The sequence below is a fragment of the Janthinobacterium sp. NKUCC06_STL genome, from assembly GCF_019345455.1.
Classification (GTDB): domain Bacteria; phylum Pseudomonadota; class Gammaproteobacteria; order Burkholderiales; family Burkholderiaceae_D; genus Janthinobacterium; species Janthinobacterium rivuli.
Genome location: NZ_JAHKQY010000006.1, coordinates 17264 through 32210 on the forward strand (window position 1 = coordinate 17264; position 14947 = coordinate 32210).

At 62.8% G+C, this 14947-nt stretch carries 11 protein-coding genes; 6 read left to right on the forward strand and 5 right to left on the reverse strand.

Going from position 1 to position 14947, the window contains the following annotated elements:
- The 5 genes from KO539_RS18920 (at window position 1) to KO539_RS18940 (ending at window position 6101) form a co-directional block, all read left to right on the forward strand.
- A complete protein-coding gene (locus tag KO539_RS18920) occupies window positions 1–837 on the forward strand; it encodes a carbohydrate ABC transporter permease (RefSeq protein ID WP_219310924.1) in 837 nt (278 codons plus the stop codon).
- A 26-nt stretch (window positions 838–863) separates the two neighbouring features.
- Window positions 864–2192: an MFS transporter gene (locus KO539_RS18925; protein ID WP_219310925.1), complete on the forward strand. Its 1329-nt coding sequence runs from the start codon at window positions 864–866 to the stop codon at window positions 2190–2192.
- 14 nt (window positions 2193–2206) lie between these two features.
- Window positions 2207–3352, forward strand: a complete 1146-nt coding sequence (locus KO539_RS18930) for an ABC transporter ATP-binding protein (RefSeq protein ID WP_219310926.1) — start codon at window positions 2207–2209, stop codon at window positions 3350–3352.
- A gap of 160 nt (window positions 3353–3512) precedes the next feature.
- Complete coding sequence (locus KO539_RS18935; protein ID WP_219310927.1) at window positions 3513–4817, forward strand: lipopolysaccharide assembly protein LapB; 1305 nt, start codon at window positions 3513–3515, stop codon at window positions 4815–4817.
- A gap of 81 nt (window positions 4818–4898) precedes the next feature.
- Window positions 4899–6101, forward strand: a complete 1203-nt coding sequence (locus KO539_RS18940) for a DUF5009 domain-containing protein (protein ID WP_219310928.1) — start codon at window positions 4899–4901, stop codon at window positions 6099–6101.
- On the opposite strand, the gene KO539_RS18945 is transcribed toward KO539_RS18940, so the two are convergent.
- From KO539_RS18945 to KO539_RS18955, 3 genes are all read right to left on the reverse strand, one after another.
- On the reverse strand, window positions 6098–7210 hold the full coding sequence (locus KO539_RS18945) for an acyltransferase family protein (RefSeq protein ID WP_219310929.1): 1113 nt from the start codon (window positions 7208–7210) through the stop codon (window positions 6098–6100). The genes KO539_RS18940 and KO539_RS18945 overlap by 4 nt on opposite strands.
- Window positions 7207–8532 carry a glycoside hydrolase family 18 protein gene (locus KO539_RS18950; RefSeq protein WP_219310930.1) on the reverse strand — a complete coding sequence of 442 codons (1326 nt, stop codon included), beginning with the start codon at window positions 8530–8532 and terminating at the stop codon, window positions 7207–7209. Before KO539_RS18950 ends, KO539_RS18945 begins: the two co-directional genes overlap by 4 nt.
- Before the next feature lie 122 nt (window positions 8533–8654).
- Window positions 8655–11315 (reverse strand): TonB-dependent receptor, encoded by a 2661-nt coding sequence (locus tag KO539_RS18955; protein ID WP_081922706.1) that lies wholly within the window; start codon window positions 11313–11315, stop codon window positions 8655–8657.
- Between the two features lie 388 nt (window positions 11316–11703).
- Here KO539_RS18955 and KO539_RS18960 point away from each other — a divergent pair, with 388 nt between their 5' ends.
- Window positions 11704–12444, forward strand: a complete 741-nt coding sequence (locus KO539_RS18960) for a GntR family transcriptional regulator (protein WP_035825427.1) — start codon at window positions 11704–11706, stop codon at window positions 12442–12444.
- 193 nt (window positions 12445–12637) lie between these two features.
- Here the strand turns inward: KO539_RS18960 and KO539_RS18965 are convergent, their stop codons facing one another.
- Together KO539_RS18965 and KO539_RS18970 are read right to left on the reverse strand one after the other, a co-directional pair.
- Window positions 12638–14113 (reverse strand): nitrilase-related carbon-nitrogen hydrolase, encoded by a 1476-nt coding sequence (locus KO539_RS18965; RefSeq protein ID WP_219310931.1) that lies wholly within the window; start codon window positions 14111–14113, stop codon window positions 12638–12640.
- Entirely contained in the window at window positions 14110–14928 is an 819-nt protein-coding gene (locus tag KO539_RS18970; RefSeq protein ID WP_219310932.1) for an AraC family transcriptional regulator, read from the reverse strand. The genes KO539_RS18965 and KO539_RS18970 overlap by 4 nt, the downstream gene beginning before the upstream one ends.
- Window positions 14929–14947 lie beyond the last annotated feature (19 nt).

A 14947-nucleotide genomic window follows, 5' to 3' on the forward strand; every position in this document is an offset into this window, starting at 1 on the left:
ATGAAAAAACGCTCCCGCCCCCTGAAAACACGCCTGCACATCCTGGGCCACTATGCCGTGCTGTGCGCGATCGCCGTCGTCTGCGTCTTCCCGTTCTGGTGGACACTGGTGACGGCCATTTCCACGGAAGGCAATATCTTTGCTTTTCCGCCCACCTTCTGGCCAAAGGCGCCGTCCTTGGCCAACTTCATCGAAGTGTTCAATGCGATCCCGATCTGGTCGTTCTTCAGGAACTCGGTGCTGATCGCCGTGTTTACCGTGTTCTGGAAACTGCTGCTGTGCTCACTGGCCGCGTATCCGCTGGCGCGCCTGAAGTTCCGCGGCCGCAAACTGGTATTTGGCCTGATCCTGGCCACCTTGGTGCTGCCGTCCGAGGTCAACTTCCTCGTCAACTTCATCACCATCACGCAAATGAGCCTGGTCGACACCTACACGGGCGTGATCCTGCCCAACGTGGTGACGGCCGTGGCCATCTTGCTGCTCAAGCAGGCGTTCGAGGAAGTGCCGCAAGACCTGATCGACGCGGCGCGTGTCGATGGCGCGTCAGAGTGGGTCATCTTCAGCCGCATCATGCTGCCTTTGATCACGCCATGGCTGGCTACCGTCGGCATCCTGACGGCAGTCGAATCGTGGAATGAATACATCTGGCCTTCCATCGTCATGAGCAAGCCCGATGAATTCCCGCTTTCTGTCGGCGTGCTGTACTTGCGCGGCACCTTCGGCAGCAGCACGCGCGTGATTGCGGCCGGCACCCTGATCACCATCGTGCCGACCCTGCTCGCCTTCCTGTTTACCCAACGCTTCTTCATGCGCGGCATGGACGGCGCAGTCAAATGAAAACGTCTCTCGATAAGGAAGCCTCCATGCACGACCAGCGCATCAGCATCAGCAAAAAAGTACGCAGCCCGATTTCCTGGGTGCCCACCTTGTACTTCGCCCAGGGCTTGCCGTTCTACGCCGTGGCCCTGGTGGCCGGCCTGATGTTCAAGAGCCTGGGAGTGCCGAACGACCAGATCGCCCGCTGGACGGGCCTGATCGGCTTTGCCTGGGTCTTCAAGTCGCTGTGGAGCCCCTTCATGGAACTGGCATCGAGCAAGAAGACCATGGTGGTGCTGTTCCAGTTCCTTGGCGGCCTGAGCCTGGGCCTGATCGCGCTGGCCCTGCAAACGCCGCTGTGGTTCGCCGCCTGCATCGCCGTGCTGTTCGTCGCCGCGCTGGCCTCGTCGACGCACGACATCGTCTGCGACGGCCTGTATATCGCCAGCCTGTCGGACAAGCAGCAGGCGGCCTACGCGGGCTGGCAAGGCGCCTTCTTCAATGCGGGCAAGTTCATCTCGCTGGGCGGCCTGGTCATCCTGGCCGGCTACCTGGAGAAAAAAATCGGCATCAAGCCGGCATGGTCGGTGATCTTCCTGATCATCGGCGCCATGATGCTGTCGCTGGCCGCCTACCACCTGTGGGCCCTGCCGCAGGTGCGCAACGCGGCCGTGGCCGACAAGAGCGTGGCAGGCATCAGCCGCACCCTGTGGGACGTGCTGGTGGACTTCCTGAAAAAGCCTGGCATCTGGGGCATGATCGCCTTCATCATCCTGTTCCGCGCCGGCGAAGCGCAAGTGCAGACCATCGGCCCGCTGTTCCTGCGCGAAGCGCGCGAACTGGGCGGCCTGGGCCTGTCGACGACGGAAGTAGGCGCCGTGTACGGCACGGCCGGCACCGTGGCATTCCTGCTGGGCAGCATCGGCGGCGGCTACTTCACTTCCTGGCTGGGCCTGAAACGCGCCATGTTCTTCCTGATCCTGGCCATGAACTTGCCGAACCTGGTGTTCTATTACCTGAGCCACAGCATGCCGACCGACCTGACCCTGATCACGGCCGCGCTCAGCGTGGAGATGTTCGGCTATGGCTTCGGCTTCGTCGGCCTGATCCTGTTCATGATGCAGGTGGTCTCCGTCGGCAAATACCAGACGGCCCACTATGCGTTCGCCACCGGCGTGATGCAGCTCGGTTCCGTGCTGTTCAAGATGATCAGCGGCGACATCCAGACGGCGCTCGGCTACAAGACGTTTTTCCTGTGGGTGCTGGTGTCGGCCGTGCCCGTATTGATCCTGTCGCGCTTCATGCGCATCGGCCCGAAGGAGTCCTCCGACCCATCTGACGCCGGCGCCACGTCCGCGCCGGCCAGCGCAAGCTAGGAATCGCACAGTCCATGGCACACATCGCATTAAAAAATATCGTCAAGCTGTACGACGACAAGCACCCGGTCATCCACGGCATCGACCTCGATATCCGCGACGGCGAATTCGTCGTCTTCGTGGGACCGTCCGGCTGCGGCAAATCGACCCTGCTGCGCATGATCGCGGGGCTGGAAGACATCACGGATGGCGAGCTGCATATCGACGGCCAGCTGGCCAACGACGTCGCGCCGGCCGAGCGGGGTCTTGCCATGGTTTTCCAGAGCTACGCCCTGTACCCGCATATGACGGTGTACGAGAACATGGCCTTCGCCCTGAGTCTGGCCGGGCACAAGAAGGCCGAGGTGCGCGCCGCCGTCGAGCGCGCGGCCGACATCCTGCAGATCACGCCACTGTTGAAACGCAAGCCGAAGGATCTGTCGGGCGGCCAGCGCCAGCGCGTGGCCATCGGCCGCGCCATCGTGCGCAAGCCCAAGGTCTTCCTGTTCGACGAGCCGCTGTCGAACCTCGATGCTTCCTTGCGCGTGCAGATGCGCGTGGAGATTTCGCGCCTGCACCAGGAGCTGAAAACCACCATGATCTACGTCACGCACGACCAGGTCGAGGCGATGACCCTGGGCGAGCGCATCGTCGTCTTCAACGGCGGGCGCATCGAGCAAGTGGGCAGTCCGCACGAGTTGTACAACAACCCCGGCAACCTGTTCGTGGCCGGCTTCCTCGGCGCGCCGAAGATGAACTTCGTCGCTTGCGAGGCCGTCGCCAGCGGCCCCGGCTCGGTGGCCGTGCGCCTGCCCGGCGGCGCCGTCATCGACGTCGAAGCGCAGGGCGAAACCGTGGCGCCGGGCGACCAGCTGACCCTGGGCGTGCGCGCCGAACATGTCAGCCTGCGGCACGCGAACGATGCAGGCGACAACGTGGTCGACGCGGCCGTCAGCCATGTCGAATACCTGGGCGACGTGGCCATCGTGTACGCCAGCATGCCAGGCGTGAACGAGATGCTGGCCGAAATGCTGGCCGTTAAGCTGCCGGCCGAGGAAGGCATGCGCCAGGCGGGCGACGCCATGCGCCTGCATCTGCCGCCGCAGCGCTGCCTGCTGTTCGATGCAAAAGGGCAAGCCCTGGCGCGCACGTTTGCCGCACCCGCTCAGCCGTTTATGTGACAATAGCCGTTTTGTATCATGCCGCTTCTGTTTGACTTGTGCAGGCAGACTGGCAGAATGATGTTTTTTCGAGCTTCCTTGCCCCTCTGGCAAAGCCACTGCACGATGTTGCGGCTGCCAGTGCAGGTGCGTATTTTTGTTATTGATTGAAGGATAACCCATGTCCCAATTCCGTCTTGCCCGTCTTAGTCTGCTCCTGGCCGCCATCGGCCTCAATGTCCTGCCATCCCTGTCGCACGCGCAGGATGCCAAGCCAGCCGCCGCCGCTGCCGCACCGGCCGACTCCGTGCGCCCTGAAGTGTTCAAGCTGCTCGATCCGACCGTCGTGAAGGCATCGATGGATGCCAAGAACTACGCCGACGTGCAAAGCCGCATCGACCAGGCTGCCGCCATTCCGGCCCTGACACCATATGAAACGTTCGTGCTGAACCGCCTGCGCGTGGCGCTGGCCTCGACCACCAACAATGCGCCGATGGCCATGACGGCGCTGGAAGCGGTGATCGAATCGGGCAAGCTGGACAAGAAATCGGAAGGCGACTTCATCCAGGCACTGGCGAACTACCACTACAACGCCAAGGATTACCCGAACGCCATCAAATGGTTCACCCGTTACCAGACAGCAACGGGCGACGTGGCCACCGTGCGTCCCTACATCATCCGCGCCTATTACTTCAGCAACGATTTCGCGCGCGCCAAGCAGGAACTGATGGCCGACGTAACGGCCAAGCAGCAAGCGGGCAAGACGCCGAGCATCGAAGAACTGCAATTGCTGGCCAACACGGGTTCGAAAAGCAAGGATCCAGCCACCTACCTGATCGCCATGGAAAACCTGGTGCGCTACTACCCGTCGGATGACTACTGGAGCGACCTGCTGGGCCGCTTGCAAGGCAAGGCCGGCTATTCCGACCGCTTCGCGCTGGACGTGCTGCGCCTGCAATTCCAGGCCGTCGGCACCATGCCGCCACAGGACTACAGCGACATGGCTGAAATCGCCTTGCAGAACGCCTTCCCTACGGAAGCGAAAAAAGTCCTCGACGCCGGCTTTGCCAAAGGCGTGCTGGGCACGGGCGCGAATGCCGCCAAGCACAAGAAACTGCGCGACCAGGCCAGCAAGGCTGCCGCCGACGATGCGAAAAACATCGCCAGCGGCGAAGCCTCGGCCATGAAGAGCAAGGATGGCACGGGCTTGATCAACCTGGGCTACGCCTTCGTGACGATGGACCAGTTCGACAAAGGTATCGACCTGATCCAGAAAGGCATCGCCAAGGGCGGCCTGAAGCGCGTTGAAGACGCCAAGCTGCGCCTCGGCTATTCCTACGCCATGGCCGGCAAGAAAGACGACGCCATCAAGGTGCTGGAAACGGTCAAGGGCGGCGACGGCGTGGGCGATCTGGCCCGCTACTGGATCCTGTGGCTGAACCGTCCTGCCACGGCAGCGGCGGCACCGGCAGCAGCAGCGCAGTAATTCCCGCTCCCGGCAGCACACGCAAGGCGGTTCCCGGCTCAGGCCGGGGCTGCTTTTTTTTCGACCTTTTTTCCCCCTTCCATGCCGCCAGCCACTGTCGCCACCACCACCGCCGCCGAACGATTGACCAGCCTGGACGCCTTTCGCGGCTTCGTGATCGTCACCATGATCTGGGTCAACTACCTGGCCGGCATGCCCGGCATTGCCTGGTGGCTCGAACATGCGGGGCCGCGCGCCGACGGCATCACCGTGCCCGACCTGGTCTTTCCCGGCTTTCTGTTCATGGTCGGCATGGCCATTCCGCTGGCCTTGCAGCGCCATTGCGGCCACGTCACGCCAGCCTTGCTGGGGCGCCTGCTGTGGCGCTCCGCCAGCCTGATGCTGGCCGGCGTCGTACTGGCGAATGCCTACCGCTACGATGCGCAGGCGGCGCTGCTGCCGCACGCCGTCTATTTCCTGTTGTTTTATATGGCCATGATCCTGCTGTGGCGCCAGGGCGCGGGCAAGCTGGAACTGGCCGCAGGCGGCATCCTGATGCTGTTCCTGCTGGCGACGTTCCGCGGCGAATTGAATGCGGAATTTTCCAGCACCTGGCTGCAACCGTCATGGTGGGGCATCCTCGGCATGATCGGCTGGGCGTATCTGCTGTGCAGCCTGCTGTACCTGGCGTGCCAGGGCAACGGCACGGCGCTGATGGGCGTATTTGCCCTGCTGATCGCGCTGTACATGGGCGGCACGGCGGGCAGCCTCGATTTCCTGCCGGCTGGCATCAACGGCTTGGTCAACGTGCCGCAAGTGCTCGGTTCGACGGCGGCCAATGTGCTGGCCGGCACCCTGGTGGGCCAGCTGTTCCTGCGCGGTGCCGCGCTGAGCCATGGGCAGCGCATCCGTTTCATGGCGTGGTTCGCGCTGGGACTGTTCGCTGCCGGCCTGCTGCTGCGGCCGTATCACCACATCAACAAGATCGCGGCAACGGAATCCTACACGCTCGTCTGCAGCGCCCTCATCCTGGCCCTGTTCCTCGTGTTTTATGTCGTCATCGACGTGTGGCGCTGGCGCGCGTGGGCAGTGGTGCTGTTGCCTGCCGGAACAAATGCCCTGTTCGCCTACATCGTGCCCGACCTGTGGCAGCAACTGGCGGCCGTGCTGCACCTGCCGCGCTTCTGGTGGCCGTATCTGGAAACGGGCGGCGCGGCCGGCCTGTGGAATGCCGCCGCCGTCACCGCCCTGATGTTGCTCTTCACTGCCCTGGCCACGCGTTACGGCCTGAAGCTGAAGTTCTAGACCTTGATATATATCTTGCGCTTGTCCATGCCGTAGGCAATCAGCCAGCACAGCAGCATGAAGCTGACGGCAAACAGCAAGGAGCCCACGCGCGCCGGCGCCCAGCCCGTAAACCAGTGCGTGTACAGCCACTGGTACAGATTGCCGCCACCGATGCGCACGGTAAACGCGATGATCACCAGCACTTCCGACACCAGGTAAATGAACAGGGTGTTCTTGCCGAAGACTTCAAAGAAGTAGGTCCAGCCCGTGACCTTGTGCACGTCGATGATGAACATCAGCAGCACCAGCAGCAGCAAGTCCAGGCCGATACCCAGCATCACGTAAGAGCTGGTCCACAGCTTCTTGTTGATCGGAAACACTTCATTCCAGCACAGGGCCACCGCCACGCAGATGACGCCGGCCACGACCAGCTGATACAGGCTCGAACGCAACTGCGCCGGCGCCGCCTGGCGCAGGAAACTGCCCGCCAGATAGCCGGCAATCACATTGACGATAGCCGGCAAGGTACCGAGAACACCTTCCGGGTCGAAGGCGATGCCGTCGCCGTGGTACAAATGGCTGTCGCCCAGCAGGATCAAATCGAGCTTGGCGGGCGCGTTGCCGTACAGGCTGTAATCGCCCCAGGTCGCCAGGATGGCCCAGTAGCCGAGCAAGGCGCAGGCGCTGAACACCAGCGCGCCGCGCGTCTTCCAGTAATGCAGGATCAGGGCGGCGGCCAGGTAGCACACGGCGATGCGCTGCAGCACGCCGGGGATGCGCGTGTGCGACAGCGGCGACCAGGCGAACTGGCCCGCATCGTCGAGCTTGAAGAAGGGGAACCAGTACAGCAGGAAGCCCAGTAAAAAGATCAGCGCGCTGCGCTTGCACAGCTTGGCCAGCACGGCGCCATGGCCCAGGTGTTCATATTTCCCCAACGCAAACGCCAGCGCATTGCCGACGACAAACAAAAAGCTGGGAAAGACCAGGTCCGTCAGGGTAAAGCCATGCCATTCGGCATGCAGGAACGGCGCATACACGCTGCCCCAGTCGCCCGGCGTATTGACGACGATCATCAGGGCGACGGTGAGGCCGCGCAGGACGTCGAGGGCGAGGTAGCGCTGGTTCATGGCTGCGCCCCCTTCAGGATGGGCGCCATGGCCGTACCCAGCACATGCTGCGCATCGCCGCTCAATTCCCAGAACATGCCACCACGCAAGCCCTTGTCACGGATATAGCGCACTTTATGCGCCACCGATTGCGCATCTTCATAGCTGATGAACACGCCGCTGTCGCGGTTGTACAGATACGGCACTTGCGACGCGGCATTCCAATGGCGCTGGAAGCCTCGCGCGCCCTTGCCCTCGGCCAGGTAGCCTTGCTCCTGCAGATATCGGTAAGTAAATGTCGGCGTAGCGTCGTTGCCGCTGGCGGCGCCCTGGCAAGGCTGGTACAAGCCATCGCCGCGGGGACCGGCGGCGCACTGCTTCCAGCCATAGCCATAGAAGGGCACGCCCAGCACCAGTTTGGCGGCAGGCACGCCGGCGCGCAGGAAGCGCGTCACGGTGGCGTCCGCATACAGCTGCTTGTCGCGCTGCGGGTCGGCGGGGTCGGCATGCAGGGGCGCCAGCTGGCCACTCTCGGCATCCCACACGCCGCGGTAGTCATACGTCATCAGGTTGATCCAGTCCAGCTGCGCCGCCAGGCGGACGATCCAGCCGGGCGAAGCGTCGCTGTCGTCGCTCAGGCTGGCATGCGCACCGGCGGCGATGGTGATCAGGTAATGACGGCCCGCATCCTGCTTGCCGGCCTGCTCGAAGGCGCTGCGCAGTTCGCTAGCGAGGCGCACATAGTTTTCCTTGTCGTCGGCGCGATGGCAGAGCTTGCCTTCGATACAGGGAATCCCCCCCGTGGCCGGATGTTCCCAGTCGATATCGACGCCATCGAGGCCATGCCGGCGTACCAGCTCCAGCGAGGAAGCGATGAACGCCTGGCGTGCGGCCGGCGTGGCGGCCACGTCCGAAAAGCGGTTCGACCAGATCCAGCCGCCCACCGACAGCAGGACGCGCAGGCGCGGATGACTTTGCTTGAGCGCATTGAGCTTGCGCAAGTTGTCGGCATCGGCTTGCGGTGCCGGCAGCACGATGCTGCCATTGGCCGGCCGGGACGGCTGGCCTTGGGCATCCAGGCAGGCACTCACGCCGCCGCCCTCGGGTGCGGGATTGCCATGTTCGCCATCCCAGCAGATGTCGGCGAACGCGTACTGGATCAGGCTGACATTACCAGCGCGAATATTGTGCTCGTTAACGGGAAAATCGGCCGATTTCCAGCCGGGATAATACGCCACCACTTCCGGCGCGAAAACCGGCGCGGCAGGAGCGGAAGGACTGGCGGAGGCGGCGGCCAGTGGCAGTGCGCAGGCGAAGCAAGCCAGCATTGCGTGTAATGTCATCGGAGGTATCCCACCCTATAAAAAATCCATCTTGCAATAAAAAAATGGCGGAGCCAGCTGCGCTCCGCCATTGTCATGCCATCCCGGGTGTCCGCCGGGAGGCATTAACCAAGTAAAACGTCTTACATCTTGCCACGCAGGCCAAAGAATACCTGGCGGCCATTCTTGTAGAACGCGCGCGGCTGGTCTTTGGTCGACGCATACGACTTCAACAGCGGATTGTTCAAGTCCTTGCCTTCCAGCGACAGGGTCAGGAACTCGTTGATGTTGTAGTTGACGGAAGCCGAAACGGTGGCGACGTCATCCTGGTAAATGGCGCTCTTGCGATCCAGGCCGTTCAGGAAGGCGGAACGGAAGCTGTAGTTCAGGCGCGCGCTCCATTTGGCATTTTCAAAGAAGCCCGACAGGTTGTACGAGTTCTTCGACGTGCCGACCATATCGCAGTTGCCTTCATCGGCGCACGCCGATTTTGGCGCCGCTTGCGTTTCCTTGCCGTCAGCATAGGTGTAGTTGGCGCTGAAGCCGAAACCATTGCTCAGGTCCTGGGTGTACTGCAGTTCCACGCCACGCACGCGCGCCTTGGTATTGACGGCGGCGCTCATGCTGTAGTCGGTTACGCGGCCGAGAGTCGTGTTGTAGAACTGCGCCACCGACGAACCGTAGGTGACATACGAAGCCAGTTTCATCTGATACAGGTTCACGGCGATCAGCGACTTCGGCATGAAGTACCATTCCACGCCCGCATCGACGTTGTTCGACAAGATCGGCTTCAGGTTCGGATTGCCGCCGGAACCGGACATCGTCAAATCGTTCAGGCTCAAGGCACCCAGGGCGCCAAAGTCAGGACGCGCCATGGTGCGGCTGGCCGCGCCGCGCAACACGACATCCTTCGCCAGGTCCGTGCGCAAGTTCACGCTCGGCAGGAAGTTATTATAGGTGTTCGAGCTGAGGGTCGGTTTCCACACGGTGTTCGGCGATGCATTGGCCACGTCGATCTCGGTCTTGACATAACGCACACCGAAGTTACCTTGCACGTTGGCAAAGTTCAGGTCACCCATGACGTAGGCGGCATTGGCTTTTTCCGTCATCTGGAATTCGCCTTGGTAAGCATGCCTGTCGTACGTCACGTACTTGTCGCCCCACTCCTTCATCGAGGAACCGCTGAAGGTCCAGGGATTTTGCAGCACGTTGGCCAGGGGACTGGTCGGGAAACGCGTCAAGCCTTTCGGCGCATTCTCCAGCAGGCCGGCGCCCGGCGCATAGGTGCCTTCGAGTGCGGTCAGGGAACGGTCATGCTTGGCGGTGCGCAGGCCAAAACGGATGGTCGGCACGGCATCCCATACGGTGCTGTAGGCACCATCGACCTGGCCATAGTTTTCCTTGTCACGCGTGGTGGTGTCCGTTGCCCAACCGGTGAAGAACGGGGCGCCGGTGCGTGGATTCAAGGTCGCGGCATTGTCGATGACGACATTGGCCGGCGCATCGATGCCATGCACGGTCAGACTGCTGCCCGAATAAGCCAGCCAGGCTTCATACGCGTAGTCGCGGGCGTGGCCCGTGCCGCGCGTGGTACCGACCTGGCCAGTAAACTTCAGGTTGGCGTTGGCGCGGTACTTGAAGTTAAAGTCGACAAATTTCGAATCGCTGTAGGAACCTGGACGGGCAATGATGTCCTGCACCGAGGCGCCCATTTCCGAGCAATCGGCGACCGGGCACTTCGACGGGAAGGCGATCGACGTAATCGTGTTGCCCTTGAGCGTGTACGACGACGGGACGGCGCCGGGCACGCCCAGGACTTGAAACGGCGCATGCATGAAGTTGGTATTGACGTTGTCCGCATCGAGGCGGGTGTAGAAGCCGTTGACGTTGAAGCTCAGGTCGTTCGATACCTTGTATTCGATGTCCAGCGAGCCGCCCTTGCGCTGGCGCTTTTGCTCAAACAGCGAGGAACCGGTCAGGAACGACAAAGTCTTGCCTGCGACTTCGGGATTGGCGGCAATCCAGGCTTTTGCATTCGTGTCATTAAGCTTTTCCCACCACAGGAATTCCTGGCCCTGGCGGCGCAAGGTGCGTTTCTCGTTAAACACTTGCAACAGAATACCCAGGTCGTTGGTGTCGTTTTTCCAGTTGATCAAGCCGCTGACTTGCGCATCGGTTTTCTTGGCCGATTCCGTGTAAGCGCCTTCAATCGAGCCCATCAGGGTCAGATTCTTCTTGAAGCTCAAGGGCTTGCGGGTTTCGATATTGACATTGCCGGCGGCGCCGCCTTCGATCAGGTCTGCTTGCGAGCTTTTGTGTACGGTGACGCGGCCGATCAGCTCGGACGGGAACATGGAGTAGCTGACGCTGCGGCCACCGCCCGTGATGTTGGCGATATACCAGTCGCCGCTCGACACGGTGTGGCCGTTCAGGGTGGTCAAGGTCAGGTTCGACGGCGTGCCTTTCAGGCTGACGCGGTCATTGTCGCCAAAGCCGCCTTCGGTGCCGCCTGCCGTGGCGACGGACACGCCAGGGATGCGCTGCAGCGAATCGGCAACGCTCTTGTCCGGCATCTTGCCCACGTCTTCGGCCGTGACGACTTCGACCAGGGAGTCGGAATTACGCTTTTGATTCAGCGACTGGGCCATTGCGGCGCGCACGCCGGTTACCACCACAACACTTGAATCCGGCTGCACTGCTTCCTGCGCCTGGGCGGCAAAACTCGCACCCAGTACCATCAACCCCACGGCTGCCGCGATAGGCGTCAGGCGCGTTACACCGCTAGCTGTCAAATTGCGTTTCATGTACTCCCCCTTGATTTAGGCTCCAGGATTGGAACCTTTTCATTTTTAATGTAGGTCTTCTTTCCAGCCCGCCCACTCTCGCCGGCATGCTGCAGACCCTTCGGCACAACCACTTACAAAACCAATTCAACGCCAATATACTACTATCCAATACCAGAACACTACCAGTTGCAACTTTTTTTTTATAACGTTGCTTGAATCACACAGACCACTTTATCCAAATCAATCCGTAGCCCGTATGAGCAGGCTAAATGCCTGCGAAGCCAGGCACAAATTGCTGGCCTGATAATTCAAATTGGTTTTATAACGGCCTTTTTTGGTATTATCCAGCGACACAAAACAGATACAGAGCGCGTCTGCAACGCGCCGTAACGGAGACCCTCAGCGTATGACCACCCTGGCTCACATCATGCAAGGCCTGGGGCAGACGAGTAGCCTGCCCCTGTACCAGCAACTGCAGCGCGCGCTGCGCGAAGCGATCGACAAGCGCATCCTCGGCCCCGAGGAAGCCCTGCCGGCCGAGCGCCAGCTGGCCAGCGACCTGTCCGTCTCGCGCATCACCGTGCGCAAGGCCATCGATGGCCTCGTCAACGAGGGCTTGCTGGTGCGGCGCCCCGGCTCGGGCAATTTCATCAATACGCGCATCGAGAAAAACTTCGCCAAGCTGACCTCGTTTTCCGAGGACATGCGGGCGCGCGGACGCACGCCGCGCAGCGTGTGGCTCAAGCGCGCGGAGGGCACCGTCACGCCGGAAGAAGCCTTGCGCCTGCGGCTGTCGCCGGGTGCGCCCGTGTACCGTTTTCACCGCATCCGCTATGCGGACGAGATACCGATGTGCCTGGAGTACGCGACCATCGTCGCCAGTTGCCTGCCGGCGCTCGACGCAGTCGACGTATCGATGTATGACGCGCTGGAACAGGCCGGCAACCGGCCCGTGCGCGCCTTGCAGCGGCTCAGCGCGCTTTTGTTGACGGGGGAACAGGCCAGCCTGTTGCAGGCGGAGGAAGGCGACGCGGGCTTGTCGGTGGAAAGGCTGGGCTTTTTGCGCGATGGCCGCGCCGTGGAATTTTGCCGCTCCTACTTCCGCGGCGATATGTATGACTTCGTGGCGGAATTAAGTACCAATTAATACCGGATGCCCGAATTTCTCAATACCAGATAACACCACTTATTGCGGTGCAATATATATGCCAGTATCGCGCCGAATATATGCACGGCTATGGTGCAATCATCGGCGTCGATTATGTGGCTGCCTGCGCGGAATATAAAATAAGGCCGTGCAATACGGTTTTGCGCATCGCAACAAAACAGGGCCTTATGCGTCAGGCAGCGGGCGCGGCGGGGCGGCCCATGCACAGCAGGATCACGCTTAGCGCCACGCACAACCAGCCGAATAGCGGCCCCAGCCATCCAGCCCAAGTGGCAATAGACGGCTGCGCCGGCAGCGGCGCCAGCAAGGTGCTGCCCGGCATGGCACTGCTGGCCCGTTCCGCCAGCACGCGGCCATACGCATCGCTGACCGTCAGCACGCCCTCGCGCGCCGCGCGCAGCACGGCGTAACCGTTTTCCACGCCGCGCACGACCGTCATGCGCGCGCCCATCCAGGCGTCCAGCTGAAAATCCCAGGCCGGCACCAGCATCGCCTGTGCCCCGGCTGCGCCATACGCCTGCCCCAGGGAGGCAAAATGCATGTCCTTGCAGATGGCCAAGCCCATGGCCTGCCCCGCCACCGGCTGCACGGCATACGCGCTGCCAGCAAGAAACTCGCGTTCGGGCGGCGCCAGATGCTGTTTCTGATAGCTGACGGGCGCGGCACCATCGGGCGCGAACAGCCAGGCCAGGTTGCGCCGGCCGGCGGCGTCCTGCACACCGATCCCCACGGTGATCCACGCGCCCGTGCCGCGCGCCAGCGCCTGGAAACGCTGCCGCACGGCGTCCGCCTGCACGGGGTCCAGCACGGCGATCTTTTCCGGCAACAGCACCAGCGTGGCGCCCTGCCCGGCCAGCGCTTCGACGTGGCGCGCGTACTGGTCCCAGATGGCTTGCGCGCGCGCCGGCGGCGTGGCCGGGCCGATAAAGTCATCGATGGCCACCAGCCCCGCCAGCGGGCCGGCCGGCGCAGGGGCGCCGTGCACGCGCCAGGCGCCACCGGCCCATGCGGCCGCCAGCAGCAGCACGGCCGCGCCCGCCGCTGGCGCATGCGCGCGGCCACCGGCCAGCAGCAAGGCCAGCGCGGACGGCGCCAGGCACAGCAAGAACAGCAGGCCAGGCACGCCCGCCAGGGCCGCCGCCTGCAACACGGCAATATTATCGGCTTGCGAATACGCGAGGCTGCCCCAGTTACCGTCCGGCAGCAAGGCCGCCATCAAGGTATCGACGGCGACCCACAGCACGGGATACGCCAGCACCGTCCAGCTTGCCCTGTAGCGCAGCACGAGGCGCCGCGTGGCCAGCACCACCAGCAGCCACAGCAGTGCCTTGACGGCGATCGCGGCCAGCACGGCCGGCAAGGGCATCAGCAGGCGGAAATAGGCAAGGTTCGACGACAAGCCGAGCACGGCGGCCAGGAACGTCATCCAGGCCGCATCGCGGCGCGACGAGCGCAGGGCCAGCCACAGCACGGGCAGTGGCGCGCACCAGGCCAGCGGGCCCAGCGGCTGCGGTCCCAGCACCCAGTACAAAGGCAAGCCCACCACCAGCGCGGCGGCGATTTGCAACAGGCGCTGGCGCAGCGCGGTGCCGCCGGCAAACAGGGCCGGCGCAGACACGGTATTGGACAAGGTATTGAGCATGCTCATGCTTTCAAGGGGAGCCAGATTTCCACGCCGCCGATGCCGCTGGCGGGGTCGAACTGCTGGTCGTAGCGTTCAAAATCGGGCGCGTCGGCCACGTCCAGGCCGGACTGGGGCAGCCACTCGTTCCACACCGTATGCCAGGTGGCGCGGATGGTGGAAATGTGGCCGCGGTGATGAAACACGGCATAGCGCCGCGGCGCGATGCGCAGCCGTATCCAGCCCTCGGGGGCCTGGGAAAAGTCGCTCACAGGCATGGCGCACAGGTAATCGAAATTGCCCGCCTCGTCATTGTTGCAGCACACGCCATACACCAGCTGGCCACGCGCCGCATGGGGCAGGAAGCGCTGCCACAGGGCGGGGATGCCGGCAGCCGTTTCGGCGCGATAACGTTCGACGAGGCCGGCCAGCAGCAAGGCGGGACCCTGCTCGAAACGCGGCGCGTCCAGGGCCACGCCAGGCGCCACATCCATTTTGATGGCGTCCACCAGCGCGAGGTTGGCGACGTGGCGCTGGGCCCGCACCTTTTCCGGCGTGATCTGGAACTGGTCACGGAAGGCCCGTGTAAATGCCTCATGGGAACTGTAGCCGGCCTGCAGGGCGACGGCGAGGATGTCTTGCGCGCCCTGCGCCAGCGCGCGGGCCGCCTCGCTGAGCCGGCGCGCCCGCACATAGCGCATCACGGAGTGGCCCGTGGCCAGGCCAAACGCGCGCGTCAGGTGGCACGGCGAGGCGCCGCCCACGTGGGCGATGTCGCCGAGCGAAATATTTTGCGCATAATGCGATTCGATATACCAGAGTGCCTTGGCCAGAGTGTGCATGGACGCTTTCCGTTGAACG